23 protein-coding genes and 2 tRNA genes are annotated in these 25774 nt (G+C 66.0%); 7 read left to right on the top strand and 18 right to left on the bottom strand.

Translation table 11 applies throughout. The features are described 5' to 3' along the window. Positions 1-15: 15 nt before the first annotated feature. The 8 genes from rseP to rpsB all read right to left on the bottom strand — a co-directional run bounded on the left by rseP (position 16) and on the right by rpsB (position 7583). A complete protein-coding gene (gene rseP / locus HCU76_RS21540) occupies positions 16-1446 on the bottom strand; it encodes an RIP metalloprotease RseP (RefSeq protein ID WP_218510592.1) in 1431 nt (476 codons plus the stop codon). A gap of 30 nt (positions 1447-1476) precedes the next feature. Continuing rightward, the gene (locus HCU76_RS21535; protein WP_345944645.1) at positions 1477-2637 is read right to left on the bottom strand and encodes a 1-deoxy-D-xylulose-5-phosphate reductoisomerase; all 1161 of its coding nucleotides are present in this window, start codon (positions 2635-2637) and stop codon (positions 1477-1479) included. Positions 2638-2663: 26 nt separating this feature from the next. Next, on the bottom strand, positions 2664-3509 hold the full coding sequence (locus tag HCU76_RS21530; protein WP_213954281.1) for a phosphatidate cytidylyltransferase: 846 nt from the start codon (positions 3507-3509) through the stop codon (positions 2664-2666). A 5-nt stretch (positions 3510-3514) separates the two neighbouring features. Beyond that, positions 3515-4252, bottom strand: a complete 738-nt coding sequence (gene uppS, locus HCU76_RS21525) for a polyprenyl diphosphate synthase (RefSeq protein ID WP_213954280.1) — start codon at positions 4250-4252, stop codon at positions 3515-3517. A gap of 170 nt (positions 4253-4422) precedes the next feature. Next, on the bottom strand, positions 4423-4983 hold the full coding sequence (frr, locus tag HCU76_RS21520) for a ribosome recycling factor (protein ID WP_213954279.1): 561 nt from the start codon (positions 4981-4983) through the stop codon (positions 4423-4425). Positions 4984-5002: 19 nt separating this feature from the next. Beyond that, positions 5003-5725 (bottom strand): UMP kinase, encoded by a 723-nt coding sequence (gene pyrH / locus HCU76_RS21515; RefSeq protein WP_213954278.1) that lies wholly within the window; start codon positions 5723-5725, stop codon positions 5003-5005. Between the two features lie 88 nt (positions 5726-5813). Further along, on the bottom strand, positions 5814-6746 hold the full coding sequence (tsf, locus tag HCU76_RS21510) for a translation elongation factor Ts (protein WP_213954277.1): 933 nt from the start codon (positions 6744-6746) through the stop codon (positions 5814-5816). A gap of 81 nt (positions 6747-6827) precedes the next feature. Next, a complete protein-coding gene (gene rpsB / locus HCU76_RS21505; protein WP_213954276.1) occupies positions 6828-7583 on the bottom strand; it encodes a 30S ribosomal protein S2 in 756 nt (251 codons plus the stop codon). Between the two features lie 180 nt (positions 7584-7763). Here rpsB and HCU76_RS21500 point away from each other — a divergent pair, with 180 nt between their 5' ends. The 3 genes from HCU76_RS21500 (at position 7764) to HCU76_RS21495 (ending at position 11991) form a co-directional block, all read left to right on the top strand. After that, positions 7764-9089, top strand: a complete 1326-nt coding sequence (locus HCU76_RS21500; protein WP_218510590.1) for an amidase — start codon at positions 7764-7766, stop codon at positions 9087-9089. A gap of 170 nt (positions 9090-9259) precedes the next feature. Continuing rightward, the gene (locus HCU76_RS36695; RefSeq protein WP_256354321.1) at positions 9260-10516 is read left to right on the top strand and encodes a D-amino acid dehydrogenase; all 1257 of its coding nucleotides are present in this window, start codon (positions 9260-9262) and stop codon (positions 10514-10516) included. Between the two features lie 17 nt (positions 10517-10533). After that, complete coding sequence (locus HCU76_RS21495; protein WP_371319875.1) at positions 10534-11991, top strand: NAD(P)H-hydrate dehydratase; 1458 nt, start codon at positions 10534-10536, stop codon at positions 11989-11991. Positions 11992-11999: 8 nt separating this feature from the next. On the opposite strand, the gene HCU76_RS21490 is transcribed toward HCU76_RS21495, so the two are convergent. Next, positions 12000-12767 carry an SDR family oxidoreductase gene (locus HCU76_RS21490; protein ID WP_218510588.1) on the bottom strand — a complete coding sequence of 256 codons (768 nt, stop codon included), beginning with the start codon at positions 12765-12767 and terminating at the stop codon, positions 12000-12002. Between the two features lie 37 nt (positions 12768-12804). After that, positions 12805-15096: a ribonuclease R gene (rnr, locus tag HCU76_RS21485; protein WP_256354320.1), complete on the bottom strand. Its 2292-nt coding sequence runs from the start codon at positions 15094-15096 to the stop codon at positions 12805-12807. Positions 15097-15179: 83 nt separating this feature from the next. Here rnr and HCU76_RS21480 point away from each other — a divergent pair. Beyond that, positions 15180-15264, top strand: a tRNA-Leu gene (locus tag HCU76_RS21480). Between the two features lie 104 nt (positions 15265-15368). On the opposite strand, the gene rimO is transcribed toward HCU76_RS21480, so the two are convergent. The 6 genes from rimO to HCU76_RS21450 form a co-directional block, all read right to left on the bottom strand. Further along, positions 15369-16775, bottom strand: coding sequence for a 30S ribosomal protein S12 methylthiotransferase RimO (gene rimO, locus HCU76_RS21475; RefSeq protein WP_218510587.1), 1407 nt, complete (start codon positions 16773-16775; stop codon positions 15369-15371). A gap of 39 nt (positions 16776-16814) precedes the next feature. Beyond that, a complete protein-coding gene (phaR, locus tag HCU76_RS21470; protein ID WP_213954269.1) occupies positions 16815-17348 on the bottom strand; it encodes a polyhydroxyalkanoate synthesis repressor PhaR in 534 nt (177 codons plus the stop codon). A 116-nt stretch (positions 17349-17464) separates the two neighbouring features. Continuing rightward, on the bottom strand, positions 17465-17827 hold the full coding sequence (locus HCU76_RS21465) for a hypothetical protein (protein ID WP_213954268.1): 363 nt from the start codon (positions 17825-17827) through the stop codon (positions 17465-17467). A 172-nt stretch (positions 17828-17999) separates the two neighbouring features. Then, positions 18000-18076 (bottom strand) — tRNA-Val (locus tag HCU76_RS21460). Between the two features lie 56 nt (positions 18077-18132). Then, entirely contained in the window at positions 18133-20322 is a 2190-nt protein-coding gene (locus HCU76_RS21455; RefSeq protein ID WP_213954324.1) for a bifunctional (p)ppGpp synthetase/guanosine-3',5'-bis(diphosphate) 3'-pyrophosphohydrolase, read from the bottom strand. 44 nt (positions 20323-20366) lie between these two features. Beyond that, positions 20367-21323, bottom strand: coding sequence for an alpha/beta fold hydrolase (locus tag HCU76_RS21450; RefSeq protein WP_218510586.1), 957 nt, complete (start codon positions 21321-21323; stop codon positions 20367-20369). A gap of 68 nt (positions 21324-21391) precedes the next feature. On the opposite strand from HCU76_RS21450, the gene HCU76_RS21445 reads away from it, so the two are divergent. Then, positions 21392-22162 carry a 3-hydroxybutyrate dehydrogenase gene (locus tag HCU76_RS21445; protein ID WP_213954266.1) on the top strand — a complete coding sequence of 257 codons (771 nt, stop codon included), beginning with the start codon at positions 21392-21394 and terminating at the stop codon, positions 22160-22162. Positions 22163-22261: 99 nt separating this feature from the next. Here the strand turns inward: HCU76_RS21445 and HCU76_RS21440 are convergent, their stop codons facing one another. Both HCU76_RS21440 and HCU76_RS21435 read right to left on the bottom strand, forming a co-directional pair. Next, on the bottom strand, positions 22262-22957 hold the full coding sequence (locus HCU76_RS21440; RefSeq protein ID WP_213954265.1) for an SIMPL domain-containing protein: 696 nt from the start codon (positions 22955-22957) through the stop codon (positions 22262-22264). 35 nt (positions 22958-22992) lie between these two features. Then, positions 22993-23361 carry a hypothetical protein gene (locus HCU76_RS21435; RefSeq protein WP_218510585.1) on the bottom strand — a complete coding sequence of 123 codons (369 nt, stop codon included), beginning with the start codon at positions 23359-23361 and terminating at the stop codon, positions 22993-22995. A 194-nt stretch (positions 23362-23555) separates the two neighbouring features. Between HCU76_RS21435 and ompR the strand changes: the two genes are divergently transcribed. Further along, positions 23556-24287 (top strand): two-component system response regulator OmpR, encoded by a 732-nt coding sequence (gene ompR / locus HCU76_RS21430; RefSeq protein ID WP_213954263.1) that lies wholly within the window; start codon positions 23556-23558, stop codon positions 24285-24287. 74 nt (positions 24288-24361) lie between these two features. After that, positions 24362-25768 carry a sensor histidine kinase gene (locus HCU76_RS21425; RefSeq protein ID WP_213954323.1) on the top strand — a complete coding sequence of 469 codons (1407 nt, stop codon included), beginning with the start codon at positions 24362-24364 and terminating at the stop codon, positions 25766-25768. The last annotated feature ends 6 nt before the right edge of the window (positions 25769-25774 follow it).

The raw sequence follows: 25774 nt of genomic DNA, 5'->3' as shown, positions 1-25774 counted from the left end.
AGGGCCGGTGGAAAGTTAACCAAAGAGCCGTGAGACGTCGTTGAAGAGTGCGATCGACATCATGACCAGCAACAAAACGAGCCCGCCATTCTGAAGCCCGTTCATCCATGCCGTGGAGACGCCCTTGCCAGTCAGCCCCTCCCAAAGATAATACATCAGGTGTCCTCCATCGAGGACCGGCAACGGCATCAGGTTCAGCACGCCCAGGCTCACGCTGATCAGGGCCAGGAACAGCAGGTATTGCGTGAAGCCTATGCTGGCGGACTTGCCAGCGTAGTCGGCGATCGTGAGCGGTCCGCTGAGGTTCTTCAGCGACGCCTCGCCGATGACCATCTTGCCCATCATTCGCACGGTCAGCGCGGACACTTCCCAGGTTCGCACCACGCCGTGCCACGCGCCATCGACGAGGCCCTGCCGCACCGTGACCATGTCGGGAGCGGTGCCCACATAGGCGCCGATCCGTCCGACCTTGAGCTTGCCTTCTTCGCGCACCTCGGGCGTGACATCCAGCGTCATGCTGCGGCCGCCCCGCTCGATGCGCCAGGGCTGCGTGCGCGGCTTGTCAACGTCGACAGACGCGCGAATGGCGTCTCTCAGCTGCTGCCCGTCGACAATCGCTTCGCTGCCAACCATCTGCACTACATCGCCACGTTGCAGGCCGGACTTGGCGCCAGGGCCACCCGCTACCACGTCACCGATCTCCGGCCGGGTCAGGGGTGCGAGCACGCCAATCTTGCGGAACATCTGCGCATCGGCATCCTTGGCTTCGATGCGGCTCAGCGGGAGCATCAGCATGCGCGACGGCCGCCCCCGCTCACCCGCGATTTCGAGTTCGAGGTCGTGACCGTCCAGCGCAGCGCGCGTCATGCGCCAGCGCAGGTCTTCGAAAGACTTCACCGGCTCCAGTGCATCGCCGGCATAGGCAGCGGCGCCGATGAGTTCACCGCCGCGCAAGCCGGCCTGCTCGGCGATCGACGCCACCGCCGGCCGCCCCAGTCGCGCCACCGGCTCCAGCACGCCGATCCAGTTGACCAGCGTGTAGAGCAGCACCGCGAGCAGCAGGTTGGCGATCGGGCCGGCGGCCACGATGGCCACGCGCGAGCGCAAGGGCTGGTTGTTGAGCGCAAGGTGCAATTCCTCGGGCGCGACGTCGCCTTCGCGCTCGTCCAGCATCTGGACATAGCCGCCGAAGGGAAACACGCCAAAGGCAAACTCCGTGTCCTGCCCTGGATGCTGCCGCTTCGGCTTGTAGGTCCACACCGGCTTGCTGATGCGCCAGAGGAAGCGCGAGGCGATGTTGGGGCTGTCGGGGTCGCCGAACGGCAAAGTGGCAATACCGAAGCGCTTGACCTTCACGCCGCACGCCACCGCCACCCGGTAGTGGCCGTATTCGTGCACCGTGATCAGCAAGCCGAGCGCGACGACAAAGGCAACGAGGGTGAGCATCGGGATTCCTCTGTAGTGCGATGCCGCGCGTCAGTGGGCGAAGCGTTGCGCTGCGGCGTTCGCGGCGGCGCGCGCCTCGGCGTCGAGCGCCAGCAGATCGGCCAGCGATGCAGGCTTGGACGGCTTGACCGTCTCCAAAGTTTCAAGATTCACCGCGTGGATACGGTCGAAGCGCAGCCGCTGCGCCAGGAAGGCCTCGACGGCGACTTCATTGGCCGCATTCAACACCGCCGTGGTGCCGGGCAAGGCGCGCAGTGCGTGCCACGCCAGGTGCAAGCCTGGAAAGCGCGCAGCATCCGCCTCTTCGAAAGTCAGGGCAGACAACGCGGCGAAATCCAGGCGACCCGCGCCGCTCGCGATCCGTTCCGGCCAGGCCAGGCCGCAAGCGATCGGCACCCGCATGTCAGGCGTGCCGAGTTGCGCGATGACGGACGAGTCCTGGAACTGCACCATGGAATGGATGATCTGCTGCGGGTGGATCACCACCTTGACCTGTTCGGGCGTCAGGTCGAACAGCCACCTGGCCTCGATCACCTCGAGCGCCTTGTTCATCATGGTGGCGGAGTCGACGGAGATCTTCCGGCCCATCGAGAAGTTCGGATGCGCGCATGCCTCCTCGGGCGTGATGGCACCGAGCGTCTTCGGGTCGCGCAGCCTGAAGGGGCCGCCTGAAGCCGTCAGCAACACATGATCGACGCGCTCGGCCCAGGTACTGCGGTCTTCCGGAAGGCACTGGAAGATGGCCGAATGCTCGCTGTCGATGGGCATCAGGTTGGCGCCGCCGTCGCGCACCGTGCGCATGAACAGCTCGCCGCCCACGACGATGGCTTCCTTGTTGGCCAGCATCAGGCGCTTGCCGGCGCGCGCCGCGGCCAGGCACGGCCCGAGGCCGGCCGCACCCACGATGGCGGCCATCACGGCATCCACCTCTTCATGCGAGGCGATCATTTCCAGGGCGCCCTGTGCGGTTAACACGGTCGTTCCGAGGCCGTTCTGCTTGAGCTTCTCGGCCAACTGGGCAGCGTGTGGCGCGCTCGCCATCGCGGCGTAGCGCGGCTTGTAGCGCGCGCACTGGGCCAGCAATTCATCCACTTTCGTGGCGGCCGAGAGCGCGAACACCTCGAATCGCTCCGGATGGCGCGAGATCACGTCCAAGGTGCTGACGCCGACCGAACCGGTCGACCCGAGCACCGTCAAGCGAAGTTTCCGTCCCTCCGTCACAGCGACACCAGCATCATCGCAAGCGGGAGCACCGGCAGCAGCGCATCGACCCGGTCCAGCACCCCGCCATGGCCTGGCAGCAGGTTGCTGCTGTCCTTGGCCCCCGCGGCGCGCTTGATGAGGGACTCGACGAGGTCGCCGACCACGCTCATCGCAGCCAGGAACACCACGCCGATCAAGAGCAACCACCAGCCACGCGCATCCAGGCGCGAGTAGAGGCTCTGCACCGACGCATCCAGCCGTCGATCCGACCAGACCCAGGCAAAGGCCAGCACCACCACGCCCGCCATGCCGCCCCACACGCCTTCCCAGCTCTTGCCGGGGCTGATCGACGGCGCGAGCTTGCCCGTCGTGAACTTGAGTCCAAACGCGCGCCCCGCGAAATAGGCGAACACGTCGGCCACCCAGACGAGCAAGAGGATCGACAGCAGGAAATTGATGCCTTCGATGCGCGCCTGCACGGCCGCCAGCCACGCGACCCACAAGGCCAGCAGACCGCCGACGAGGCGAACCGCACGCGGAATCTTCGGCCAGCCCGGCACGGCCACGCGCAACAGCGCCGCACCTCCGAGCACCCATGCCGCGCCCGCAATGATCCAGACCAGGTTCAGGGACTGATCGAGCAGGCCGCCCCACCAGGACAGCGCGCACAGCAGCACCATCTCGGCGCCCAGCATGAGCGACAGGCGCGGCCCGTAGCCGTTGAGCCGACCCCACTCCCAGGCAGCGGCGCCGATCAGCACCAGCATGACGACCGCAAAGGGCTCGTACGACTTGTAGAACAGGGCCGGCAGCAAGACCGCCAGAAGCGCCAGCGCGGTGATGATTCGTTGCTTGAGCATGCGCCTCAGGCCGTTTGCCGCGGCGATTTCGGCGCGCCACCGGCGATCTGCGCCGAGGTCTTGCCGAAGCGGCGTTCGCGATTGCTGAACGCGGCGATGGCTGCGTCCAGCGCGGCCTCGTCGAACTCAGGCCACAGCTTGTCGCTGAATACCAGCTCCGCGTAGGCACTCTGCCAGAGCAGGAAATTCGACAGCCGTTGCTCACCACCGGTGCGGATGAAAAGGTCCGGGTCGGGCACATGGGCCAGCGCCATCGCACGGTCGAGGTTCGCCTCGGTCAAGGGCTCGCCACGCGCGGCCAATTGCGCGGCGGCACGGGCGATGTCCCAGCGGCCGCCATAGTTGAAGCAGACGTTGAAGACAAGCCGTGTGTTGTGGGCCGTAGCGGCCTCGGCTTGCACCAGGCCGGCGATCATCTTGTCGGACAGGCCGCCCCGCTCGCCGATGAAATGAAGCTGCACGCCGTCGTCGCGGAGCCGGGGCACTTCCCGGCCGAGCGAGCCGACCATCAGGTCCATGAGCCCGGACACTTCTTCGACCGGTCGATTCCAGTTCTCCGACGAGAAGGCAAAGACGGTCAGCACGCGGACGCCGCGATCCGCGCAGGCGCGCACGCAACGCCGCAGCGATTCCACGCCCTGCTTGTGGCCGGCCACGCGCGGCAGGAAGCGCCGCGTCGCCCAGCGACCGTTGCCGTCCATCACGATGGCGATGTGATGGGGGACGGCGGGTGAAGGCGTCATGTCAGGAGCAGCGCCGGGCCGCCCCAAGCTGCGAAAGCCCCCTCGGGGGGCAGCGAGGACACGACAGTGCCGAGCGTGGGGGCCATACCGAGCAGCGCCGGGCCGCCCCAAGCTGCGAGAGCCCCCTTGGGGGGCAGCGAGGACACGACAGTGCCGAGCGTGGGGGCCATTTAAACAGCCATGATCTCGGCCTCTTTGGCCGCGATCAGCTTGTCGATTTCCGCGATGTGGCGGTCGGTCACTTTCTGGATGTCGGCTTCGGCGCGCTTCTGGTCGTCTTCCGACGCAGCCTTGTCCTTGACCAGCTTCTTGACCGCTTCATTGGCGTCACGGCGCAGGTTGCGCGTGGCGATCTTGGCGGCCTCGCCTTCGTTGCGCACGAGTTTGGTCATTTCCTTGCGGCGCTCTTCGCTCATCGGGGGCATCGGCACGCGGATCAGGTCGCCCATCGACGCCGGGTTGAGGCCGAGGTCACTCTCGCGAATGGCCTTTTCGATCTTGGCACCCATGCCCTTTTCCCACGGCTGGATGCTGATGGTCCGTGCGTCGAGCAGCGCCACGTTGGCGACCTGGCTCAGCGGCACCTGAGAGCCGTAGTAATCGATATGGATCGAATCGAGCAGCGCCGGATTGGCGCGGCCGGTGCGGATCTTCGTCAGGTTGTTCTGGAATGCTGCAAGCGACTGATCCATCTTGGTGTCGGTCGCCTTGCGGATGTCTGCAATGGTCACTTCAATTACTCCTCAAGCCTCAAGCATGGACCAGCGTGCCTTCGTCCTCGCCCATCACGACGCGCTTGAGCGCGCCATTCTTGAAAATCGAGAACACCTTGATCGGCAATTTCTGGTCGCGGCACAGCGCGAAAGCGGTGGCGTCCATGATGCCAAGATTCTGCGCGATCGCTTCGTCAAAGCTGAGCGTCGCATATCGCGTGGCGCTCGGGTCTTTCTTGGGGTCGGCGGTGTAGACGCCGTCGACCTTGGTGGCCTTCAGCACCAGTTCGGCACCGATCTCGGCGCCGCGCAACGCGGCCGCGGTGTCGGTGGTGAAGAAGGGATTGCCGGTGCCCGCCGCGAAGATCACGACCTTGCCCTCTTCGAGGTACTGCAGGGCCTTGGGACGCACGTAGGGCTCGACCACCTGCTCGATGGCGATCGCCGACATCACGCGTGCGGTCAGCCCCTGCTTGTTCATCGCGTCGGCCAATGCCAGCGCGTTCATCACGGTGGCCAGCATGCCCATGTAGTCGGCCGTCGCGCGGTCCATGCCGACCGAGCCGCCGGCCACACCGCGGAAGATGTTGCCGCCGCCGATGACCACGGCGACTTCCACGCCCATGTTCACCACCTCGGCCACTTCCTCCACCATGCGGACGATCGTCGCGCGGTTGATGCCGAAGGCATCATCTCCCATCAGCGCCTCTCCCGACAGCTTCAACAAGATGCGCTTGTGGGCTGGGCGGGCATTGGGCATGAAGAGATTCCTTGAAGTGGTTGGCGGGGGGAGTTTAAGCGGGGGGAGAGTGACGGCACCGCACGTGCGGCGCCATCGGTCACGGCGGTCAGGCGGCAGGCTTTTCGCCCTTGGCGGCAGCCACCTGGGCAGCCACTTCGGCGGCGAAGTCGTCGACCTTCTTCTCGATGCCTTCGCCGACGATGAACATCGTGAAGCCCTTGATCGAGGTGCTGGCGGCCTTGAGCATCTGCTCGACGGTCTGCTTGTCGTTCTTCACGAAAGGCTGGTTGTGCAGCGAGACTTCCTTCAGGAACTTCTGCACGCCGCCTTCGACGCGCTTGGCAACGATCTCGGCCGATTGCGTCGGCTTGCCGGCAGCTTCGGCGACCTTGCGGTCTTCCTCGGCCTTGCCCATGGCAACGGCGCGCTCTTTCTCGATCAGGTCGGCAGGCACGTCGGCGGTCGACAGCGCGACCGGCTTCATGGCGGCGATGTGCATCGCGACGTCCTTGGCAGCCGTGTCGTCGCCTTCGAACTCGACCAGCACGCCGATGCGGGTGCCGTGCAGGTACGAAGCCAGCTTGGCGCCGGAATTGAAGTGCTTGAAGCGGCGGAACGTCATGTTCTCGCCGATCTTGCCGATCAGGCCCTTGCGCACGTCCTCGAGCGTCGGGCCGAAGCCGTCCTGCTCATAGGCAACTGCGCCCAGCGCGGCGACGTCGGCCGGGTTGTTCTTGGCAACCAGTTCGGCGGCCGCCTTGGCCATGGCCAGGAAGCTGTCGTTCTTGGTGACGAAGTCGGTTTCGCAGTTGATCTCGATCATGCCGCCGGAGGTGCCGTCGACGTAGGCGGTCACCACGCCTTCAGCGGTCACGCGAGCCGAGGCCTTGCCAGCCTTGTTGCCCAGCTTGATGCGCAGCAGTTCTTCGGCCTTTTCCATGTTGCCTTCGGCCTCGGTCAGGGCCTTCTTGCATTCCATCATGGGCGCGTCGGTCTTTGCGCGAAGTTCGCCGACCATGCTTGCGGTGATTGCAGCCATTTGATTTCTCCGGTTTTCTCAGTATTCAGATTAAAAAAAGGGGCCACAAAGCCCCTTCTTCAGGCGCGCGTGAGCGCCTTATCAGGCGGAGGCGCCTTCTTCGACTTCAACGAACTCGTCGCTGTTGCCTTCGGCGATGGCCTTGACCACGTCGCCGGTGGCGCTGTTGCGGCCTTCGATGATCGCGTCGGCGATGCCGCGGGCGTACAGCGTGACGGCCTTCGACGAGTCGTCGTTGCCGGGAATCACGTAGTCGATGCCTTCAGGCGAGTGGTTCGAGTCGACCACGCCGATCAGCGGGATGCCGAGCTTCTTGGCTTCGGCAACGGCGATCTTGTGGAAGCCCACGTCGATCACGAAGATCGCGTCCGGCAGTGCAGCCATGTCCTGGATGCCGCCGATGTCCTTTTCGAGCTTGGCGATTTCGCGCGAGAAAGTTAGTTGCTCCTTCTTGCTCAGCGAATCGAGACCGGCTTCCTGCTGGGCCTTCATGTCCTTCAGGCGCTTGATCGAAGTCTTGACCGTCTTGAAGTTGGTCAGCATGCCGCCGAGCCAGCGGGTGTCGACGAAAGGCACGCCGGCGCGGCGGGCTTCGGCTGCCACGATCTCACGGGCCTGGCGCTTGGTGCCGACCATCAGGATGGTGCCGCGGTTGGCGGTGAGTTGCTTGGCGTACTTCATCGCGTCCTGGAACATCGGAAGCGACTTTTCCAGGTTGATGATGTGGATCTTGTTGCGATGGCCGAAGATGTACGGGGCCATCTTGGGGTTCCAGAAGCGGGTTTGGTGACCGAAGTGGACACCGGCTTCCAGCATTTCGCGCATGGTGGTCGACATAGGAATAACTCCAAAGGTTGTGTCTTAAATCCAGCCCGTTTTGCTGTCACTTGCGAATGACGGCAACACCTTGAGTGGGCTGGTTTGCGGATGTGTTTCTAAACCGAAGGTTGCCTGAATTGTCCGGGTAGATCCGGATGGCGCCCTCTCAGCGAAACCCAAGGAGTATAGCATGGGGGCATGCACGACCTTCATGCCACACGCCTCGCGCTGCGCGCGGGCAGGACCGACGCGCGCGCCGAGATCGAGCGCGCCATCGCAGCCGCCGGATCGCCGGCCTGCGCCCATGTCTTCACGCGCCCGATGTTCGACCAGGCGCGCGAAGACGCGGCTCGCGCCCGACCTGAACAGCCTCTCGCCGGGCTCGCCTTTTCGGCCAAGGACCTGTTCGACATCGAGGGGCAGGCGACGCCGGCCGGGTCCAAGGTGCTGGCTCACGCGCCGGCGGCGAAGGCCGATGCGCCTGCCGTCGCCCGCCTGCGTGCAGCCGGCGCGGCCCTCGTGGGCCGCACCAACATGACCGAGTTCGCCTTTTCGGGCGTGGGCGTGAACCCGCACCATGGAACTCCCGCCAATGCGAGCGATGCGGCCACGCCGCGCATTCCGGGCGGATCGTCCTCCGGCGCCGCCATCTCCGTGGCCACTGGGGCGGCCTTCATCGGCCTGGGCTCGGACACCGGCGGCTCGATCCGCATTCCGGCCGCGCTCAATGGCATCGTCGGCTTCAAGAGCACCGCCCGGCTCGTGCCGGCCGATGGCGCGCTGCCGCTGTCGACCACGCTCGACACCGTGTGCGCGATGACGCGCTCGGTGCGCGATGCGGTCATCGCCCACGAGGTCCTGGCTGCGCGCGGCGTCACGCGCGGCAACGCGCCGCTGGCCGCCTACCGCCTCGCCGTTCCCACCAACGTGTTCCTGGATGGCCTTGAACCGGCGGTCGCCGCCGCCTTCGACGGCGCCCTGGTTCGCCTGCGTACAGCCGGCGCCCGGGTCGAGGAGATCAGCCTGCCGCCGCTGGCCGACCTGCCCTCCATCAACGCGACGGGCGGCTTCTCGGCCGCCGAGGCCTATGCCTGGCATCGCCTGCTGCTCGAGCGCAGCGCGGCCGGCTACGACCCTCGGGTCGCCAGGCGCATCGTGAATGGCGCCCACATGAAGGCGCACGAATACATAGAGCTGGTCCATGCACGGCGCGCCTGGATCGAACGGATGGAAGGCTTGCTGTCGCCGTTCGACGCCCTGCTTTCCCCCACCGTGCCGATCACGGCGCCGACCATCGCCAGCGTGGCGCCCGGCGCCGAGCGGGACGACGAGTTCTTCCGCATCAACGGCTTGCTGCTGCGCAACCCGTCCATCATCAACATGCTTGACGGCTGCGCGATCTCGATCCCCTGCCCCGTGGGCGGGGGCTTGCCTGTCGGCTTGATGATCTGGCACGCCGCCTTGCATGACGACGCCGTGCTGGCGATCGCCGCCCAGGCCGAGCAGGCACTGCAAGCGGCGTAGCGCGCATCGGCATAGGTCCAATCGCGAGTGGTCAACGCCGCCCCCCCGTTGCGGCGATGGCACAACGCCGCATCGAATCCGCCCCCGCCGTCCACCGCAGCGCCCCTCGCGTCGTCTATCCTCGGCGCTTGGCGCGCAACGCCGCGCCCTCTTCTGAATTTTCGAATCCAATGAAAATCGCAATCGTGGGCGCCGGCATCATCGGTGTCACCACTGCCTGGGAATTGGCCTGCGACGGTCACGAAGTCATGGTGTTCGAGCGCCGTGGCGCCGTCGCGGAAGAATCCAGCTTTGCCAACGCGGGCGTGGTTGCGCCCGGCTACATCACCCCTTGGGCCGCGCCTGGCATGCGCGCGAAGGTGCTGCGCTCGCTGCTGTCAAGGCACGGCGCCGTCAAGGTGCGCTGGCCGCTCGCCATGCGCGACTTCGCATTCATGAGCCGTTGGCAGCGCGCTTGCAAGCTCGAAACCTACCTGGCCAATCGCACCCGCATGCAACGGCTGGCTTTCTACAGCCGCACCCGCCTGCACGAGGTCACCGAGGCCTGCGAACTGAGCTACGAACGCAGCGACGGCTACATGGTGCTGTTGCGTTCCAAGCGAGACCTCAAGATGGTGCAGCCCGGCCTCGACGTCCTGCGTGCCGTGGGCACCAAGTTCCAGCAGCTCGATGCCGACGAGGCCCGCAACATCGAGCCCGCACTGAGCACCGAGACCTCGCTCAGCGGCGCCATTCACCTGCCCGACGACGAGGTCGGCAACTGCCGCCAGTTCGCGCTGCTGCTCAAGCGCGAGGCAGAGGCGCTCGGCGTTCAGTTCCATTTCGGCTGCGACATCGCACCGCTGTCGCGCGCCACGCCGCGGGCCATCTCGCTCGCCGGCGGCTCCGAGGCGCATGAGTTCGACGCCATCGTGATGTGCGCCGGGGTCGACTCGGCCCGCATGCTGAAGCCCCTCGGCTTGCGCATCCCGCTCGCGCCTGTCTATGGCCACTCGATCAGCGCCAACATCCGCGAGCCGCTCAACGCCCCGCGCAGCGCAGTGATGGACGAGCGCTACAAGGTCGCCATCTCGCGGCTCGGCTTGCGCGTGCGCGTGGCTGGCAGCGCCGAACTCGGCGGCGCGCGCGACCAGGTCAATCCGGCCGCCCTGCGAACGCTGTACAAGGTGCTGCACGACTGGTTTCCCGGCGCGGTGACGCTGCAGGCCGGCGTGCAGCAATGGAAAGGTGCGCGCCCAATGCTGCCCGACGGTCCGCCGATCCTCGGACCCAGCGGCACACCCGGCGTCTGGCTCAACCTGGGGCACGGCTCCAGCGGCTGGGCGTTGTCCTGCGGGAGTGCGCGCGTGACGGCCGACCTGATCGGCGGCAACGATCCCGGCGTCGACCTCGAAGGCTTGGGCGTCGAACGCCTGCTGGTGCACTGATCCGCGCGGAGCATCGGGTGCTGCACATCACTTCATCGACCGTTGCAGACCTGTTCGACGTGGCGGGCACGCGCAGTCTGGAGCAGGCCGCGGCTGCGACGCTGGCACCCCACACGCTGATGCAGCGGGCTGGCCTCGCCGTCGCCCGGCTGGCGATGGCGATCACGCCGCACGCGGGCACGGTCTGGATTGCCTGCGGCCCCGGCAACAACGGGGGCGATGGGCTGGAAGCGGCCGCGCAGCTGGCGCAGCGCGGCTTTGCGCCGGTCGTCACCTGGCTTGGCCATCCGGAACGCGCGCCACCGGATGCCCGGGCCTCGTTCCAACGTGCCCAGACCGCGGGCGTGGCGTTCACGGATTTGCCGCCAGCCACCTGGGATCTCGCGATCGATGCACTGCTCGGCATCGGCGCCAGTCGCCCGCCGGACGGCGCGATGGCGCAATGGCTTCGCCAGATGCACGCCGGGCCAGCACCGGTCCTCAGCGTCGACGTACCGTCCGGTCTGGACGCCGGCACGGGCTGCCTTGCAGCGGACACGATGCCGCCAGGCGTCCACGGCGCTGCGCGCGTCTGCCTCAGCCTCCTGACCCTGAAGCCCGGCCTGTTCACCGCCCAGGGCCGGGATGCCGCCGGCGAAGTGTGGCTCGACGACCTGGCTTGCGATGCTTCCGCCGCGACGCCAGCGGCCCGGCTCGCCGGCGCGCCTCCTCCTCGTCAACGCTTGCAGGCCTCGCACAAGGGCAGCTACGGCGACGTTGCCGTGATCGGCGGCGCAGCCGGCATGGCGGGTGCGGCATTGATGGCGGCTTCCGCGGCATTGCATGCCGGGGCGGGACGGGTCTTTGCGGGCCTGCTCGATGGCCGCGCGGCATTGGATACGTCCCAACCCGAACTGATGCTGCGCGACCCCGCTTCGCTGGACCTGGGTCGGATGACTGCCGTCGTGGGATGCGGCGGCGGGGATGCCATACGCGCCTTGCTGCCCCGTGTGTTGTCGACGGCGCGACAGGCGGTGATCGACGCCGACGCATTGAATGCCATCGCATCGGATTCCGCGTTGCAGCGGTTGCTGGAAGCGCGCGGCCGCCGGGGTCAGCCGACCGTGCTCACCCCGCATCCACTGGAGGCCGCGCGCCTGCTGGGCGCCGACACGTCCACGGTCCAGGCCGACCGCCTCCGCGCTGCGCAACAGTTGGCGGATCGCTTCGGCTCCACGGTCGTACTCAAGGGGTCGGGCACGGTGATCGCCGCGCCGGGCGAACGACCCTCCATCAACCTGACCGGCAATGCCCGCCTGGCTTCAGCAGGCACCGGCGACGTGCTCGCCGGCATGGTTGGCGCCGCCTTGGCGAGCGGCCTGCCGGCGCTGCCAGCCGCACGCGAAGCGGTTTGGCTGCACGGCCACCTGGCCGACCGTTGGCCTGCCGAGGTGCCGCTCACCGCCGGCGCCCTGGCACGCGGCGGCGCACGCTAGAACGGGGATCAGCCGCGTCCCACGAAGGGCATCTTGGTCGCCATGATCGTGTGGAACAACACGTTGGCTTCCAGGGGCAGGTTGGCCATGTAGAGCACCGAACGTCCGACGATGTCCACGTCGATCACAGGCTCCACCGCGATCTCTCCATTGGCCTGAGGCACGCCGTTCGCCATGCGCCCGCCCATCGCAGTCATCGCATTGCCCACATCGACCTGGCCCACGGCGATGTCGTACTTGCGGCCGTCCAGCGACGCCGTCTTGGTCAGGCCCTGCACCGCGTGCTTGGTGGCGGTGTAGGCGATCGAATTGGGACGCGGCGTCGTCGCCGAGATCGAGCCGTTGTTGATGATCCGCCCACCGCGCGGCGACTGTGCCTTCATCGTCCGAAACGCCTGCTGGATGCAATAGAACATGCCGTTCAGGTTGATGTCCACGACACCCTTCCACTGTTGCGCGGTCCAGTCCTCGAACGGGCCGGGCGGGTTGCCGGTGCCGGCATTGTTGAACAGCAGGTCGACACGGCCGAATTGCTTCACCGCCGTTGCGAACAGCGCCTCGACGGATTGCGGATCGGCCACGTCGGTCGGCACCGCGATCACGCGCGAACCGGCGCCGGACTCGTCGGCAACGGCTTGCAAGGTCTCGGCCCGGCGCCCGGCCAACGCGACGCTCCAGCCGTCGCCCAGCAGGGCCAGTGCGGCGGCGCGCCCGATGCCGGTGCCGGCGCCGGTCACGACAGCGATGCGCGAGGTCGAGGTTGTCTCTGCAGTCATTCAGTCATCACTTTCTTCTTGGTTGGGTGTGGATCGGTCAAGGACGGCGCGGCTTGCGCCCTTTCATCTTGTTGGCGGCCTTCTTCACCGCCGACTTGAACGCCTGCATGGCGCTTTGCTGCGCGGGGCGATCGGTGCCCGCCATCACAGCGGCAGCGGCCTCGGCCTTGCTGTCGCCGTGCGAACGTGGCTGGCGCGACGAAGCCCGGGCAGAGGACCTGGAGGTCGAGCCGCCGCCGGGGCCGGACTTTTCCTTCACGCCCTTTTCCTTCATCGCCCGCGCGACGAGGTCCTCGCCTTCACGGATCAGGCGGAAGTCGATCTTGCGGCCGTCGAGGTCGACGCGGCTGACCTGCACCCGCACGCGCGTGCCGATGGCATAGCGGATGCCGGTGCGCTCTCCGCGCAGTTCCTGGCGCTGCTCGTCGAACTTGAAATACTCGCCGCCGAGTTCGGTGATATGCACGAGGCCTTCCACATACATCGCATCGAGCGTGACGAAGATGCCGAAGGTCGTGGCCGCGCTCACCACGCCGCCGTATTCCTCGCCCAGGTGCTCGCGCATGTACTTGCACTTGAGCCAGGCCTCGACGTCGCGGCTCGCTTCGTCGGCGCGCCGCTCGTTGGCGCTGCAATGCAGGCCTGCAGCCTCCCACGCCTGCACTTCCTTGGTCGGCGCGACGGTGGCCTTGGCCGGCTTGGCGGTCGGCGCCTTCACGCGCGATGCAAGGCGCTTGGCCAGCTTGGCATGCGCCTCGCCGGGCGTGGGCAACATCGGCAACTGGTAGCGGCTCTTGCTCAAAATTGCCTTGATCACGCGGTGCACCAGCAAATCCGGGTAGCGCCGGATCGGGCTGGTGAAGTGCGTGTAGGCCTCGTAGGCGAGGCCGAAGTGGCCGCTGTTGATCGGCGTGTAGATCGCCTGCTGCATCGAGCGAAGCAGCATGGTGTGGATCTGCTGCGCGTCGGGGCGCTCCTTGGTGGCGTCGGCGATCGCCTGGAACTCGCCGGGCTTCGGATCGTCGGTGATCGACAGGCCCACGCCCATCGCCTTCAGGTAGCCACGCAGGATTTCCTTCTTCTCCGGCGTCGGCCCTTCGTGCACGCGGTACAGACCCGGATGCTTGCCTTCGGCGATGAAGTCGGCGCTGCAGACATTGGCCGCGAGCATCGCCTCCTCGATGAGCCGGTGCGCCTCGTTGCGCGTGCGCGGCACGATCTTCTCGATGCGGCCCGCGTCGTCGCAGACGATCTGCGTCTCTGTCGTTTCGAAGTCCACGGCGCCGCGCTTGCCGCGCTGCTTGAGCAGGGCCTTGTAGACGTCGGACAGGTTGAGTAGGTCCTTGACCCGGTCCTTGCGCTTGGCCGCTTCCGGGCCGCGTGTGTTGGCGAGAATGGCCGCCACTTCCGTGTAGGTGAAGCGGGCGTGGCTGAACATCACGGCCGGGTAGAACTGGTAGGCGTAGATCTCGCCATCGGCCGCGACCAGCATGTCGCAGACCATGCACAGGCGCTCGACTTCCGGGTTGAGCGAGCAGAGGCCGTTGGACAACTTCTCCGGCAGCATCGGAATGACGCGGCGCGGGAAGTAGACGCTGGTCGCGCGATCGTAGGCATCGATGTCGATGGCCGAGCCGGTCTGCACATAGGCACTGACATCGGCAATGGCCACCAGCAGGCGCCAGCCCTTCGCGCGGCCGACCTTCGCGGGCTCGCAGTAGACGGCATCGTCGAAGTCGCGTGCATCCTCGCCATCGATGGTGACGAGCGGCACGTCGGTGAGGTCGATGCGGCCCTTCTTGTCGGCGGGACGAACCTTGTCGGGCAGCGCCTTCGCGGCAGCGATGCAGGCTTCGGAGAATTCATGCGGCACGCCGTACTTGCGCACCGCAATCTCGATCTCCATGCCCGGATCGTCGATCTCGCCGAGCACTTCCTTGACGCGTCCCACGGGCTGGCCGAACAGCGCAGGCGGTTCCGTCAGTTGCACGACCACGACCTGCCCGGTCTTGGCCGTGCCGGTCGCGCCCTTCGGAATAAGTACATCCTGGCCGTAGCGTTTGTCTTCCGGCGCGACGAGCCAGATGCCGCCTTCATGCAGCAGGCGTCCGATGATGGGTTGCTCCGGCCGCTCGACGATTTCAACGACCCGCCCCTCCGGACGCCCGCGTCGGTCTTGCCGCACGACACGCGCCTTGACGCGGTCCTTGTGCAGCACCGCGCGCATCTCGTTCGGGGGGAGGTAGATGTCAGCTTCGCCGTCGTCGCGCTGCACGAATCCGTGCCCGTCACGATGGCCTTGGACAGTTCCTTCAACTTCATCCAGCAAGCCGCTGGAATGGGTGCTATTTTTGATGATACAATCTCTTTCTACACTGAAATCAAAACATAACTGCTTATGCAGTCATGTGGGCCCAGATGGCGGAATTGGTAGACGCACTAGTTTCAGGTACTAGCGAGTAACATCGTGGAGGTTCGAGTCCTCTTCTGGGCACCAAGTTAAAAAGATCCCCTACCAGGATCTTGCAAATGAAGCCACCGGTCTCCGGTGGCTTTTTTGTTGCCTGAACGGCAGCGCCTCGGCGCATTTTTACAGCGCCCTCATACAGGCACCGCCACCAGGTCGTGGCCCTCGGCGCCGACGATGCGGGCACGGGTGAACTCACCGACCTTCAGCGTCTTGCTGATCTTCTCGGGCGGCAATAGGCGCACGACGCCGTCGATCTCCGGCGCATCCGCGTAACTGCGACCCACCCCGCCCTTGCGGCCCATGCCGGGCGCCGAATCGACCAACACCTGCATGCTCGCGCCGATGCGGCGGCGCAGGCGCGTGATCGACACCGACTCCGCCACCTCCATGAACCGCGCACGGCGCGCCTCGCGTTCGGCCTCCGGCAGCATGCCGGGAATCTCGTTCGCCGCCGCACCCGCCACCGGGCTGTAGGCAAAGCAACCCGCGCGGTCGATCTCGGCCTCGCGAATGAAGTCGAGGAGGTGTTCGAATTCCTCTTCGGTCTCGCCAGGAAAACCTGCAATGAAAGTGCTGCGGATCACCAACTCGGGGCAGATTTCGCGCCACCGGGCGATGCGCTCCAGGTTGCGTTCGCCGCTCGCTGGCCGCTTCATGCGCTTGAGCACTGCCGGATGGCTGTGCTGCAGCGGCACATCGAGGTACGGCAGGACCTGCCCGCTGGCCATCAGCGGGATGACCTCGTCGACGCTCGGATACGGATACACGTAGTGCAGCCGCACCCAGGCGCCATAAGGCTCCGCAATCTCGCCCAGCGATTTCACAAGGTCGAGCATGCGCGTCTTCACCGGCTTGCCGTTCCAGAAGCCCATGCGGTATTTGGTGTCGACACCGTAGGCCGAGGTGTCCTGGCTGATCACCAGCAGTTCCTTCACGCCGCCTTCGAACAAGGCCTTGGCCTCGTTCAGCACATCACCAATAGGACGCGAGACCAGATCGCCGCGCATCGACGGGATGATGCAGAAGGTACAACGATGGTTGCAGCCTTCGCTGATCTTCAGATAGGCGTAGTGCCGCGGGGTGAGCTTGAGGCCCGCGATGCCGAAGGTGTTCGGCACAAGGTCGATGAAAGGGTCGTGCGGCTTCGGCAGGTTGGCATGGACCGCATCCATCACCTCCTGCGTCGCATGCGGACCGGTGACTGCGAGCACGCTGGGGTGCATCTGGCGCACCATGTTGCCGCCGTCGGCACCGGACTTGGCGCCGAGGCAGCCGGTGACGATGACGCGGCCGTTGGCGGCCAGCGCTTCGCCGATGGTGTCGAGGCTCTCCTTCACCGCGTCATCGATGAAGCCGCAGGTGTTCACGATGACGATGTCAGCGCCCTCGAAAGTCTTCGAGGTCTCGTAGCCTTCTGCGCTCAGTTGGGTCAGGATCAGTTCGGAATCGGTCAGGGCCTTGGGGCATCCAAGGCTGACAAAGCCGACCTTGGGTGCGGCGGACGTGGCCGCGCGTTCGGGGAGTGCAACTTCGCTCATAACCCCGTATTGTCCCAGCTATCGCCGGTCGTGCCAGTTTCAGGGACGCTTGATGCCAAAGGCGCCCAGGACCTGCTCGGTGTTCTTCTGCATCTGCTCCTGCATCTGCAGGAAGACATTCTTGGACTGCTCGACGTAGTTGCCCATGAGGCCCTGCAGCATCGGCGACTGCATGCTCATGAAGTTGGCCCACATCTCGGGGGTGAGCCCTTGGGCCTTTTCCTTGAGCAGCGCCTGCATCTCGGTCATGGCCTGGATGTTCTTCTCCAGGTAGGGGCCCATGTATCCCTGCATGGCCTGGCCGTAGAAACGGATGATGCTGGCGAGCACCTGCTCTGTGAACATCGGTGCGCCGCCGGCCTCCTCTTCCAGGATGATCTGCAGCAGGATGCTGCGCGTCAGGTCGTCACCGCTCTTGGCGTCGCGCACCACGAATGATGCCTTTGACATGACAAGTTGCTTGACCTCCGCCAACGTGATGTAGGTGGAGGTGTCAGTGTCATAGAGCCGCCGATTCGGGTACTTCTTGATGACCCGTATGGCCGGCTTTCCACCGACTTTCTTACTCTGCACTAGATCTCCTTGAGGTCGGAAGCGACCACGCCCAAGGCATTCTAGGGAGCGGGTTTGCTGCACTGCGCCAAGGTTTACCCTGACGGACAGCGTCGTGAGTTTCGAGGGTTGCGAGGCTATTCGAGGGAGCTGGTGTACTCCGCGCCGCAGACCTTGCAGATCGCGGTTTCAGGGCGGTCTTCACTGGCCTCGCGGAAGTGCAAAGGGCTCTTGATGCCATTGAAAACCCAGCAGCGCGGGCAGTGCTCGTGGCCTGCGACGGGAAGGTAGGCGCGGGCTCGTTGCTCGGCACGTTCGCGCGTGACCGGCACGCCCTGGCGCACGGTGCGGGCGACTTCTTCAGCCGCCATGGTGCCGGCACGGCCACTGGCCCGGTCATTCAGGCCATACACCACGCGTGCAAATTCAAGCGGGGCCTGTCGCAGCAGGGAAGCGAGCCGAAGTTCTTCGGTCGCCGGATAAGGCGGCGTCGAGGGCATGATTCGCTTGGTTTCCGGGTTGTCACGAGAGACACCAAAGCTAACACAACCAGTGCTGCAAACGCCACTGAGCTAATGGGTTAACTACCTCGTGAGGTGGAGGATCGAATGATCCGCCAAAGGAAAAAGCCACTCGACCGAGTGGCTTTGATCCGTTCAACACCGAGAAATTTGGTAGGCCCAGACGAATTCGAATCGCCGACCTCTTCCATGTCAAGGAAGCGCTCTAACCAGCTGAGCTATGGGCCTGATGTGTGAAGCCATCGATTATAGCATGGGTTTTTGCGCCAGCCTAGCCCGTGCCGTCAACGACGGCGCGCGTGACGCACCCCGTCGACCATGCCGACGACGCCCAGGACTTGCGCGAGGCGCGCGGCGTCTGGAATCTCGACGGTGAAGGTCATCCACGCAGTGCCCTTGATCGACTGGGTCTGCACGCCGATCACATTCATCTTCTCCCGCGCAAAGACCTCCGAGATGTCCCGCAGCAGACCCTGGCGGTCCGACGCCTCCACGGCCACGTCGACGGCGTAGACGGCGCCCTCCTCCCCCTTCTTCGCGCCCCACTCGACCTCGATCACGCGCTCGGGATTCTGGGTGCGCATCGTGCGGAAGTTGCTGCAATCCGAACGATGGATGCTGACTCCGTGTCCGCGCGTGACGAATCCGCTGATGGCATCCGGCGGTGCCGGCCGACAGCATTTGGCAAGCTGGGTCATGAGCGACGACACGCCGACCACCAGCACGCCGCCCTGCACGGCCTTTTCATTGGCGCGCGGCTTGCGGATTTGCACTCCGTCGTCGGGGCTCGGCGGCGGTTCGGGCGGGCGCAGGAGGGTCTCGATGGTGCGCAAAGAGAACTCATCCTTGCCAACGACCTCGAACAGGTGATCTGCCGACTTGAAGCCGAGCCGGGACGCCAGGTCTTCCAGCTTGAGCGCGGTCTTGCCCTCACGCTGAAGCAGTTTTTCGACAGCCTCGCGTCCGCGCGCCACGGTCTCGTGCGTGACCTGGGCATTGAACCAGGCGCGAACCTTGGCACGCGCCCGATGGCTGGCCAGGTACCCGAGTTCGGCGTTGAGCCAGTCGCGCGAAGGGCCACCCTCCTTGGCCGCGATGATCTCGACCGTCTGGCCGTTCTGCAGCGGCGTGTTGAGCGGCACCATCGCGCCGTCGATGCGCGCGCCGCGGCAACGGTGGCCCAGGCTGGTATGCACCGTGTATGCGAAATCGACCGCCGTCGCGCCTTGCGGCAATTCGACTATGGCGGCGTCGGGCGTCAGCACGTAGATGCGGTCGTCGAACAGGCCCTGCCCTTGCTGGCCGCCGGACAGGTCGCGCTCCCATGCCAGCAGCTGGCGCAGCACGGCGATCTTGGCGTCGTACTCGCCGCCGGCCCACACGCCGACATAGCCCTTTGGACCGGCCTCCTTGTAGGCCCAGTGCGCGGCGACGCCATGTTCGGCATGGTCGTGCATTTCCTCCGTGCGGATCTGGATCTCGATCGGCTTGCCCGCGACGCCGTCCACCACCTCACGCACCACCGTGTGCAGCGACTGGTACCCGTTCGCCTTCGGGCGCGCGATGTAGTCGTCGAACTCGGCATCGATCGGCTGGAAGTGCGAATGCACCCAGGCCAGTGCGGCGTAGCAGTCCTTCACGTCCTTCACCACCACGCGGAGGGCGAGGATGTCGAACACCTGCGCAAAATCGAGCGACTTGCCGCGCATCTTCTTGACGATGCTGAAGATGTTCTTCGGGCGGCCTTGCACCTTGGCCGGCACGCCTTGCGACTGCAGGTCCGCTTCGAGTCGAAGGCGCAACTGCTCGACGTAGCCTTCGCGCTCACGACGCTTTTCGTCGAGCAGGCGCGCGATGAGCTTGTACGTCTCGGGTTCGAGAAAGCGAAACGACAGGTCCTCGATTTCCCACTTGACCTGCCAGATGCCCAGGCGGTTGGCCAATGGCGCAAACACCTGCAACGACTCGCGCGCCACGCTTTCCGCCACGGGCCGCTTGCTGGCCGCGGCGTAGCGCAGCGTCTGCAGCCGCGAGGCGAGCCGCAGCATCACCACGCGCAGGTCGCGTGAGAACGCGAGCAGCATCTTGCGCACGTTTTCCGTCTGGTTGCTGGCGCCGTCGGTGTGCGCGCCGACGGCGGCCGAACGGGTCTGCTTCTGGACATGGACCAGCTTGGTCGTCTCGACCGCCAGCGCGGCAAAGTTGTCGCCGAACACCTTGGCGATCACTTCGAGCGGACGGTTCAGGTGCTGGCACGAATAGACCAGGTAACTGGCCGCCTGCATCGCCTCCGAGCCGCCCATCGCGGCGACGATGGCCGCGACGGCGTCGGCATGGGCCATCGTGTTCTCGCCGGTGTCGAGCGTCTCGTCGGCGATCAGCGGTTCGGCGAACGCGCGGGCGCGCGCCAGCATGTTGGCTTGCACGGGCGTCTTGTCGGCCGTGGCGGCGGACAGGGGGTAGTCGACGACCATCGACTCCGATGATTTTCCGGGGACAGGACTGCCGAGTTCGCGCTTCACGGGGAAAGCAGGAACGAATTGACCGCGTCGTGCTGATCCGGCGCCACGAGGGTCGGTGCATGTCCGATACCCTCGAATTCGACGAGCTTGGCGCGAGGGCCGCGCTGCGTCATGGCTTCCGCCGTCGCAGGAGAGAGCAGATCCGACACCGCGCCGCGCAGCAACAGGGTTTGCGCGGTGATGCCGTCATAGAGAGACCACATGACGGCTTCGGAGTGAGCGATGCCTTCCGGCGTGAGCGCGCGCAGGGGCGCGCCGATCGACGGGTCGTAGTGCAGCAGGAAGGCATGGTCCTCGGGGCCGGCTTCGGGCGTGACCTTGGCGCGCCCGTCGGCGCTGCGCTGCGAGGCCGGCACCACCATGTGGCGGGACAGCTCCATCCACTGTGACGGCGTGTGCGGGCCGAATGTCGTCGAGATGGACCACATCGCGGCAGCAGCGTCGGCCACCGAGGCGAATCGCCCGCTCTGGCCCACGTAGGCGCTGATGCGCTTGATCGCCTCCGGATTGATGACCGGGCCGACGTCGTTGAGCACCAGGCGACGGATCGGCGCCGGCAATGGCAGTTCATGATTGCCCGTGAGCACCATGCCGATCAGGCCGCCCATGCTGGTGCCGACGTAGTCGAAGGTGGCGATGGGTTGTTCGCGCTGCAATTGCGCGAGCAGCGCGAGCATGTCGGCCGCATACAGCGGAAGCTGGTACTCGTTGGGGTCGCGCAGCCAGTCGCTCGCGCCGCGGCCCACGACATCGGGGCAAACCACGCGCACGTTGCCATCGGCGCGCGCGAGCAAAGCCTTGACGAGTTCATCTAAATCTCGCCCTTGCCGGGTGAGGCCATGCACGCACATCACGAGGTGCGGACTTGCGGGATTTCCCCATTGCCACCAAGCCATGCGGTGGCCGCCTGCCGCGTCGTTGCAGGGGATGAAATGGAGGGTGGGTTCGGTCATGAAAAGAGGCCGCTGCGGCTGCTGGTAATCTTGTCGATGCATCCTAATTCATCCGGAGATTGATCAACATGCTCAAAGGCAAGACCGCCCTCGTGACGGGGTCCACCAGTGGTATCGGACTGGGTATCGCGAAAGCATTCGCGCAACAAGGCGCGAACATCGTGCTCAACGGTTTCGGTGACGCGGAAGGACCGCGGTCGCAAGTTGCCGCGCTGGGCGTGCAAGTCGAGTACCACGGCGCGGACATGAGCAAGCCGGACCAGATCGAGGACATGATGAAGTTCGCCGCGTCGAAGTTCGGCCGGGTCGACATCCTGGTGAACAACGCCGGCATCCAGTACGTCGCCAATGTCGAGGACTTTCCGGCGGAGCGCTGGGACGCCATCATCGCCATCAACCTGACGAGCGCCTTCCACACCACGCGTCTTGCCGTGCCGGCCATGCGCCAGGCCAACTGGGGGCGCATCGTGAACATCGCCTCCGCACATGGCCTGGTGGCTTCGGCACAGAAGTCGGCCTACGTGGCGTCCAAGCACGGGATCGTCGGCTTCACCAAGTCGGTGGCGCTGGAAACGGCCAGGACCGGGGTGACCTGCAATGCGATCTGCCCCGGCTGGGTGCTGACGCCACTGGTCCAGAAGCAGATAGACGACCGCGCCGCGCGCGAAGGTATTTCGGTGAGCCAGGCGCAGGAAGAACTTCTGGGCGAGAAGCAGCCATCGCTGCAGTTCACGACGGTCGATCAGCTCGGCGGGCTCGCTGTGTTCCTGTGCTCTCCGGCGGCCGATCAGGTGCGCGGCGTGGCCTGGCAGATGGACGGCGGCTGGACGGCGCAGTAGCAGGGCGACCGCGCCCTGCGAAGCGCCGACGGTCCCCAAGGTCAGGCCGCGCCGGCCCTCGCGGGATCGAAGCTCAAGCCGCATCAACCGCAGCGTCGGTCACTTCAACTGCACGGAGCCGGACACGTTGACCACGACGCTGGTCTTGCCGGCCTCGATCGGCACCGCCGAATCAGACGCCATCGACTTGGCCTGCGCGGCCATCATGCGCGGGCGAATCGGGTCGCCGCTGCTCGCGTTGACCGACACCTCACGCAGCGTGTAGCCGGCGAAGCCGAAACCCTTCGCGAGTTCGTCGGCCTTCTGCTTGAAGGCGTTGATGGCGAGCGTCTGGGCTTCGGCCTCCACCTTGGTGCGCTGTTCGCGGCTCAGCGCGAATCCGACGTTGCCCACCGTGAGCGTGGTGATCCGGCCTGCCACCTGGGTGATGCGGGGAAAGTCGCGCCCTTCGAGCACGAGTTCGGCATAGCCGGCCCAGCCGCTGATCTTGCCGTCGCGCGTGTAGCGGGGGGCCAGGTTGAAGTTCCCGGTGCGGACATCGAGTTGCCCGGGCTGCGCGTTCTTGCGCGCTTCCACCAGCGCGGCGTCGAGCGCGCTCTTGAGCTGTCCCTGGATGGCGGCGGCGTCGGCGCCGTCACGCGTGGTGGACAGCGTCATGCTCAGCAGGTCTTGCTGCACTTCGACCGTGCCGCTGGCGGACAACTGCAGGACGTTCTGGGGCGGCGGGGTCTGCGCGGAGGCCGCGCTGGCGCCGGCCAGCACGGCACAGGCCGCGATCCATCGAATGGCGTTCAAGGAGGGACTTTCGAGTGGGAGGCGCAGGTGCCCAATCAGGGCCGCTGGTTTCGCTCCGTGCCCGGGAGCGTACGGGTGGGCTGGGCGTCGGCGATCGGAGTCGCGGTGGGCGCAAGAGCGGGCGCGGGAATGATGCGCCCGGCCGATTGCGATTCGGCCGGGCGGGGTGGAGATGCATTGGCGGATTCGGACCACTGCCGTCGCACTTGTTGCCGCAGTTCGAGGCGCTCGGCGGGGTTGAGATGGCGCCCCGCCATCGCGTCCTCGCGTTGGACCTGGGCCACCTGGGCGGCGCGGTTCAACTGGACTGCAGTGCGCAATTCGCTGCGGTGGGCGCTTTCGCCGACGACCACTTCGTGCGTCGCATGCGCGTGCGCACAGACGGCGACGAGGACCAGGGACAAGGTTCTGAGGACGGGCTGCATTGGGTGCCAAAAGTCGTAACAGACCCACTCTGCCACCGTCAACGGCCAAGCTGGGAGAGGTAAAGCATGCTTCCGCAAGTTTTGTAACTTAGTGTCAGACAAATGCCAAAACTACCTCAATGGGGTGACAACGCATACAGAATCAGCGTTGTTACAAATTCACCGTTGCTGAAATGACTCAAGTTCCTGCCCGCACCGACAAGATCGTCATCGTCGACGACGACGCCCGCATCCGAGATCTGCTGCGCCGGTACCTGACGCAAGAAGGGTTCGAAGTGATCGTCGCGGAGGACGGCAAGGCGCTGAATCGAATCCTGTTGCGCGACACCGTGGATCTGATCGTGCTGGACTTGATGATGCCGGGCGAAGACGGCCTCTCGGTCTGCCGCCGCCTGCGCGCCGCCAACGACCGCACGCCCATCATCATGCTGACCGCCAAGGGCGAGGACGTGGACCGCATCGTCGGCCTGGAAGTCGGCGCGGACGATTACCTGGGCAAGCCTTTCAATCCGCGCGAACTGCTGGCGCGCGTGCACGCGGTGCTGCGTCGGCGGCCGCCGCTGGAAGCGCCCGGTGCGCCTTCGACCGACAACGAGACGGTGAATTTCGGCCCCTTCAGCTTCGACCTCGGTTCGCGCACGCTGCGCAAGGACGGCGAGGAACTCTCCCTCACCACCGGCGAGTTCGCCATGCTCAAGGCACTGGTGCGCCATCCGCGCCAGCCGCTGTCGCGTGAAAAGCTGGCCCAGCTGGCGCGCGGCCGCGAGTTCGAGCCTTTCGACCGCAGCCTGGACGTGCAGATCTCGCGCTTGCGCAAGCTGGTTGAATCCGACGCCGCGGCGCCACGCTATATCCAGACGGTCTGGGGCGTCGGCTACGTCTTCGTGCCGGACGGCACGACCTGAGCAGCGTGCCTCCACCCACCGGACCCCGGACCACACAAGGCGCCCCGCTGCCCGAAGACAGCTCGCAGCTGACCCTGCCGAGCCCGCTCGAGAGCGTCGGGTCGGCTTCGCGCGGCGCGCGGCTGAAGGTCGGCTTCAGCCTGTTCTGGCGCACATTCTTCCTGCTGGCGCTGTTGCTCGTCGGCAGCACCGTGGCCTGGCTGCAGACCTTCCGGCAACTCGAGTACGAGCCGCGCGCCATCCAGACGGCGCACCAGATCGCCTCGCTGGTCAACCTGACGCGGGCGGCGCTGGTGTATTCGGACGCGATCACGCGCGTGTCGCTGATCAAGACCCTGGCCGACCAGGAAGGCGTACGCATCCTGCCGCGCGAACCCGTCGATCGCTTCGAGCCCTACACCAGCGGCACGCTGGACGAGCGCGTGACGGAGGAACTGATCGACCGGCTCGGCGAAGGAACGGTGGTCGCGAGCCAGGTCAACAACCAGGCGGGACTGTGGATCGGCTTCACGATCGAGACGGACAACTACTGGCTGCTGCTCGACCCGACGCGCTTCAGCCGGGTTGGCGGGCGCACCTGGCTGGTCTGGCTGATCACGGCGATGGCCCTGTCGCTGGCCGGCGCCGCCTTGATCACGCGATTCATCAACCGGCCGCTGAGCCAGTTGTCGCGGGCGGCGCGCGAGGTGCGCGACGGCGAGTACGAGGCGCACCGGCTCGACGAGCGCGCCCGCACCAACGAGATCCGCGCGGTGAACATCGGCTTCAACCGCATGGCCGACCAGCTGGCCAAGATCGAGCAGGACCGCGCGGTAATGCTGGCCGGCATTTCGCACGACCTGCGCACGCCGCTGGCGCGCCTGCGGCTCGAGACCGAGATGAGCGTGGAAGACGAGGACGCGCGTGCGCACATGGCCGCCGACATCGCCCAGCTCGATTCGATCATCGACAAGTTCCTGGACTACGCGCGGCCGGACCATGTGGACTTCAAGCCGGTGATGCTGCGCGACGTGATCGACGCCTGCACCTATGCCGTGCAGGACCATGAGGACGTGAAGATCAAGGTCGACGTGGCGCCCGACCTCGCGGTGATGGCGGACGAAGTGGAGCTGACGCGGGTGATCTCGAACCTGGTGGAGAACGCGCGGCGCTACGGCAAGTCGCCGGCCAGCGGCGTGGCGGACATCAACATCCAGGCGCAGGCGCACAACGACGCGGTGCTGATCAAGGTGCGCGACCATGGTGCGGGCGTGGCGCCCGCACTGCTGTCGCAGTTGACCAAGCCGTTCTTCCGGGGCGATGCAGCGCGGACCTCGGCTGCGGGGGCGGGGCTGGGCCTGTCGATCGTGGCGAAGAACATCGATCGCATGGGCGGGACCTTTGCGCTCACCAGTACGCCGGGGCGCGGGTTGGCGGCGCATATCCGGATGCCGCGCGCGGCCGCCGGCGTCAAGCCGTCGGTGCCGAAGCAAGCCGCTTAGGTCTAT

It is taken from the genome of Variovorax sp. dw_308 (genome assembly GCF_019207085.1).
Taxonomy (GTDB): domain Bacteria; phylum Pseudomonadota; class Gammaproteobacteria; order Burkholderiales; family Burkholderiaceae_C; genus Variovorax.
Note: the sequence above shows the minus strand (reverse complement) of the source record. Positions and strands in the feature narration are given on the sequence as shown.